Origin of the sequence: uncultured Amphritea sp., assembly GCF_937127095.1 — a bacterium.
Taxonomy (GTDB): Bacteria; Pseudomonadota; Gammaproteobacteria; order Pseudomonadales; family Balneatricaceae; genus Amphritea.
In genome coordinates this window covers 1-5,714 of the sequence record NZ_CAKZLP010000038.1, presented here as the reverse complement: position 1 = coordinate 5,714, position 5,714 = coordinate 1, and the positions used below count along the sequence as shown (strand labels likewise).

Annotated in this window: 4 protein-coding genes; all 4 read left to right on the top strand. The window is 51.2% G+C overall.

Translation table 11 applies throughout. The features are described 5' to 3' along the window. The first annotated feature begins 312 nt into the window (after positions 1–312). Positions 313–2,643, top strand: a complete 2,331-nt coding sequence (gene recQ / locus Q0499_RS08860; RefSeq protein WP_299198392.1) for a DNA helicase RecQ — start codon at positions 313–315, stop codon at positions 2,641–2,643. 5 nt (positions 2,644–2,648) lie between these two features. Next, positions 2,649–3,068, top strand: a complete 420-nt coding sequence (locus Q0499_RS08855; RefSeq protein WP_299198389.1) for a VTT domain-containing protein — start codon at positions 2,649–2,651, stop codon at positions 3,066–3,068. A gap of 89 nt (positions 3,069–3,157) precedes the next feature. Next, positions 3,158–3,943 (top strand): hypothetical protein, encoded by a 786-nt coding sequence (locus Q0499_RS08850; protein ID WP_299198386.1) that lies wholly within the window; start codon positions 3,158–3,160, stop codon positions 3,941–3,943. A gap of 474 nt (positions 3,944–4,417) precedes the next feature. Continuing rightward, on the top strand, positions 4,418–5,714 hold a 1,297-nt coding region (locus Q0499_RS08845; RefSeq protein ID WP_299198383.1), incomplete at its 3' end, for a retention module-containing protein.

The window sequence follows — 5,714 nt, the reverse complement described above, 5'->3', positions numbered from 1 at the left end:
CGGGCGACAGGCCATGTGAATGACCCCGAGCTGGATGCGCGGCTTGTGTTTGAGGTCTTGGCGAACCAGCTCGATGCTTTCGTGAGGCTGAAGGCTGAAGGGCCGGATGTTCTTACGGCCTACCACTACCTGACCACGCGCGTGGAACAGGCAGGCGGTTTTGATACGGTCTTTCGTTATGTGCGCGGTAGGGATTGCCCGGGCTACGAGGAAACCTGTGCCGCGATACGGCGGTTGCTGGGAGGCCGCGCCTGCGGCAAGCGCGTCGAGCAGACATTGAGCCGATTGAGCAGCCCGCAGAATGGATGGCCCATGGCCTATGCGCTGTCCTGGATCACGGTTGCAGGTGGAGATTCCGTCATGCCGCCTTGGGTGCGGGCGCAGTTTCGCGAAGCATCGCTGATCGTGAAGCATTTGCGAGACACGTCTTGCAAAGACCCTGCTTGCGCTTGGTGTGCCCAACAGAATGATCCTGTCCGCGCGTTGGAAAAATGGTTCGGATTCCCGAGCTTTCGCCCTAAGCCGGTCGATCCGGATGGTCGCCCCTTGCAAGAACGCATCGTCGACGAGGCCATGTCGGGTAATAGTCTGCTTGGGATTCTACCGACAGGCACGGGGAAGTCTCTGTGCTACCAGGTGCCCGCGCTGTGTCGGTTCGACAAGATTGGGGCGCTCACCGTTGTGATTTCGCCTCTGGTCGCACTGATGTCGGACCAGGTTCAGGGCATGGAGCGGGCAGGTATTTCCTGCTCGGTCACGATCAACGGTATGATGTCCATGCCCGAACGCCAGGATGCCTTGGATAAAGTTCGGATGGGGGACGCAGGGATCCTCATCATCTCTCCCGAGCAGCTACGCAGTACCTCGATCCGCCGTGTCTTGGCACAGCGTGAAGTCGGGCTTTGGGCAATCGATGAGGCGCACTGCGTCTCGAAATGGGGGCACGATTTCCGGCCAGAATACCTCCAGCTGAGTTACCTTCAGGACTGCTTTCCGGGTGTGCCCCGCATCGCTTTAACGGCTACGGCGGATGAGCGTACCCGGGATGAGATCTGTGAGCGACTCGGACTGCAGGATGCGCGCAAATTTATTCAAGGGTTTGACCGTCCCAATATTCGTTATCGCATTGGTCAGAAACACCGGGCCAAAGAGCAGTTACTGAAGTTTCTCAAAGCAGAGCATGCCAGTGATTCCGGTATCGTTTACTGCCTTTCGCGCAAGAAAGTTGAAGACACCGCCCAATGGCTGCAAGAGCAGGGCTTTAATGCACTGCCGTACCATGCGGGGCTGCATGCTGAACTGCGCCGTCATAACCAGCACCGTTTTCTGACCGAAGAGAATATTCTGATGGTCGCGACAGTCGCCTTTGGGATGGGGATTGATAAACCCAATGTACGCTTTGTCGCGCACCTTGATCTGCCTAAAAGTGTCGAAGCCTATTATCAGGAAACCGGTCGTGCCGGACGGGATGGTCTGCCCGCCGATGCCTGGATGGTCTATGGGTTGCAGGATGTTATCTTTCTGCGGCAGATGCTGGAGGGGTCGCAGGCTGATGATCTGCACAAAAGTATTGAGCGACAGAAGCTGGAAGCGATGCTGGGACTGTGTGAGATCACCAGTTGTCGTCGTCAGACGCTGTTAACCTATTTTGGCGAACCGCTGCCTGAACCTTGCGGCAACTGTGATACCTGTCTTGAACCTGTTCCGGTATGGGATGCAACCGAGTCAGCGCGTAAAGCCTTGTCTGCTGTGTATCGGTGCGGTCAGCGGTTTGGTGTGAATCACATCATTGAAGTGTTGTTGGGTAAAACCAGTGAGCGTGTGCTGGAGCTGAAGCATCATCAGCTGAGTACTTTTGGTATTGGTAAGGAGCTGGATCGTAATCAGTGGCGCTCGGTATTCCGGCAGCTGGTGGCAAGAGGATACCTGAGCGTGGCAGCTAACAGTCATGGGGTGCTCTACCTGACCGACAGTTGCCGGCCTCTGTTAAAAGGTGAGCTGCGGGTGGAGATGCGTCAGGATAAGCGTAAGCAGGAGTCGTTCCGCAAACGCAATGATCCGCAACAGAAGCTGGATGTCGAGGATTATGGACTGTGGAATGCATTGAAAGCGTTGCGGATGAGTCTCTCTAAAGAGCAGGATGTTCCTCCCTATGTGATCTTTCATGATGCCACCCTGATGGAGATGGTGATGTATCGTCCGTTGACCCATCAGCAGATGGGGCGCCTGAGTGGGATTGGTGAACGTAAGCTGGAACTGTACGGCGATGCGTTTCTTGAGTTGATTCGCGAATACCAGGCAGAGCAGCAAAATCCACAAAATAAAGATCTGCAGGTGCATGAATCGGTTGCCCTTTATCGTTCGGGGATGACCGTCGCTCAGGTAGCACGGCAGCAGCACCTGTCAGAAAACGTCATCTATAACCATCTGGCTGATGGTATTGCTGCAGGCGAACTGCATCTGCATGATGTAATTACCCTGAATGGCGATCAGCTGCAGCAGGTGCAGCAGATTATGTGTGCTTCAATGGCATCCTCGGGCGTGGCACTTAAGCCGGTTTACGAAGCGCTGGATGGCTTGTATGAGTATGGCGTACTGCGCTGTATCCGTGCAGATATGGAGCGCATTGAGCAGGGTGGTTAGCGGGCGTGGCTGACCTCGGGCTCTGGGGGCTGTTTCTCAGTAGTTTTATATCATCAACCCTGCTGCCCGGCGGGTCTGAAGTGTTGCTGGGGTATTTGTTAACTCAGTCGGAGTTTCAGCCGCTGCTATTGTTATTGGTGGCGAGTCTGGGTAACAGCCTTGGCGGAGCTGTGACGTTTGCTATGGGGTGGTGGGTCAGTGTTCGCTGGCCGGCACAGCAGCCGGAAAAAAAGAGCCAGCAGCGGGCTCTATCAATGATTCAGCGCTATGGACCGGCAGCCTTGTTGCTTTCATGGTTACCCATTATTGGTGATCCGCTCTGCTTTGTCGCCGGATGGTTTCGCTGTCATCTGCTTATCTCGCTTATTCTCATAACGCTGGGTAAAACCTTGCGCTATTTATTCATTGTTTTTGCATTTAGCTGATATAGTTAGCAAGGCTTTCGGGTCTTTTGAATCTGATTTTTCGGGATTTTTCGAAGCGTTATCAGGTAGGCATTGATAATGGAGAAGCTATGCTGAAATCTCGTCATTTTCGTTCGCTGCGGATAATAGTCCTTCTGATTGTGCTCTTTGTGGTCGTCATGAATACCTGGCTATCCAGCGTCCGCATTCAGTCCTGGAAGCGGCCTGTATGGGTTGTATTATATCCGATCAATGCGGATGGACAGGCCGACACGCAGATGTATATTAATGCGCTGAGTGCCGAGCACTTCGACGATATTAATGGCTTTTTTGCCCGAGAAGGCCGTCGTTATCACATAGATTTAAATCCGGTCACAGAGTTTTATCTGGCTCCGCCGCTTACTGTGCAGCCTCCGGAAATTGATGTTCAGGCCAGTTTGTTTGAGCGGGTTTTCTGGAGTCTGAATATGCGCTGGTGGTCATGGCGCAATGATAACTGGAGCGGGCCTGAGCCTGATGTGAGAATCTATCTGCGCTACTTTTCTCCGCGCAAAAATCAACAGCTGTCGCACTCGCTGGGACTGCAAAAGGGGATGATTGGTTTGGTGAATGGATTTGCCAGTGTTGATTACATTGGGACGAATAATTTTGTTATCGCCCATGAACTGATGCATACATTCGGAGCATCGGACAAATATAGTCTTGAAACAAACGAACCTGTCTTTCCGGATGGGTATGCTGATCCGCAACAAAATCCATTATTGCCGCAAACCCGGGCCGAAGTGATGGCTGGGCGAGTAAAAGTCTCACCAGGTTGGTTGTTAATTCCGAAAAGCCTTGATGATGTTATCGTCGGGCCACTAACCGCCAGCGAAATTGGCTGGGAATCATTGTAAGTTGTGCATAGTGTTTGTGATCTTTAAATGGGCGTGACTTACAGATACCCATACTGGGTACTGGTCGGTTAGGTCAGCGCTCTGTGTAGGAATACACTACTGAATATACGCAGTAAAAGTATTGGTATTGTGTGCTAAATCCTTCTTTATCATAGAGTTAGTTGTTTGTATTTAAATGGAGACAGTTATACTTCGTAATGTTGGTTTTAAAGGCGGGATTTTAAACATGCATTTTAGACCTTGTAGATCACCAGTATGGGTAGAAAACAATGATTTTTTAGATGCTTACAGGGATAAGCATGTGATATTATTTGTTCAATTTTAAACGGATTGTAAAGATTCTTTCGGCTGAATGCTTCGATAATCTCGCAATTGAAGTGTAACTAATATGCAACACAATGGTCTTATTTTAGATCTTGATGTCTCGCTTGGTTGAGAGTCAAAAATCAGAATAATATCTTCTGGGGGGAAATCATGGAAAATGTAGAAGCTGCTAAAGGCTCGGTTGTAAGTGTTTCCGGCGAAGTCGTCGTCATCGATTCCAAAGGTGCTGAGCATGCGCTTCAGACCGGCGATCAGGTTAAAGACGGTGACATGATAATAGTCCGCGGTGGCAGTGAGGCTGAGCTTGATCTCGGTAAGGCTGCAACTGAAACGCTGCCAGAAGACACAACAGCAGTAGTGCAGGTTGATCCCTCTACCGGTGAAATTATTCTGGTTATCCAGTCGTTGGGTGCTGAAGAAGTTGATGTGGCTGGTATTCAGGACGCGATTCTTGCTGGCCAGGACCCTACCCAGATTCTTGAAGAGACCGCTGCCGGCAACACCCCCCCAACTCGTTCCGGTTTTTCTGATTTTCAGACTGTTGGTCGTACTGCAGAAGAAGTTATTGCTCAGGCAGGCTTTGATACTACTCCAGAAGAGTGGGTGCGCGACCCCTATGTTGATAACGTAGCTGACCTTCCTATTCCTCCCTCCCTATATAGCGTTGCAGATGTGCAGGTCAGTGAAGGCGGCCTGATGACCTTTACCGTCACACGTACAGGTGGTACTCAGGCCGGCTCTATTGATTTCTCTACCCGAATTGGCAGTGGCGATACTGCTGAAACAGCTGACTTTGCTGCTAACAGTGGTACGCTGATATTTGCTGCAGGAGAAGTCAGTAAGACCTTTACCGTACAAACTGTCCAGGATTCAGTCTACGAAGGGCCGGAAACGTTCACGGTTAGTCTTGATAATCCTTCTAACGGCGGCGAGATTGAAGATGGTAGTGCAGTAGCCACTATTGTCGATGATGGTACTGGCCCAGGTCCATTCGGCCCTGGATCGGGTCCGGATAACGACACCACTAGTTTTAGTATCGGCGATGTGAGCGTCAGTGAAGGTGGCTTAATGACCTTCACCGTGACCCGTACCGGGGATGCTGAAGCGGATCAGACTGTCGATTTTTCCACCAGTATCGGTGGCTCTGATACTGCTGAAACTAATGATTTTACTACCAATAGCGGCACTCTGATCTTTGCTCCGGGTGAGACTAGTAAAACCTTTACTGTTCAGACAACTCAGGACAGTGTTTTTGAAGGCAGCGAAACCTTTACTGTCTCCCTTGATAATAATTCTGTTGGCAGCACTATAGGTGATGCTACAGCTGTCGCTACAATTATTGATGACGGTACCGGCCCAGGCCCATTCGGCCCAGGCCCCGGTCCGGATAACGATACTGCCAGCTTTGCGGTTGACAGCGTCAGCATCAGTGAAGGGGGCTTAATGA

Bases quoted from the DNA above. Each gene is read 5' to 3' on its own strand.
- recQ (WP_299198392.1), top strand. From the start codon at position 313: ATGGCCTATGCGCTGTCCTGGATCACGGTTGCAGGTGGAGATTCCGTC.
- Q0499_RS08850 (WP_299198386.1), top strand. From the start codon at position 3,158: ATGCTGAAATCTCGTCATTTTCGTTCGCTGCGGATAATAGTCCTTCTG.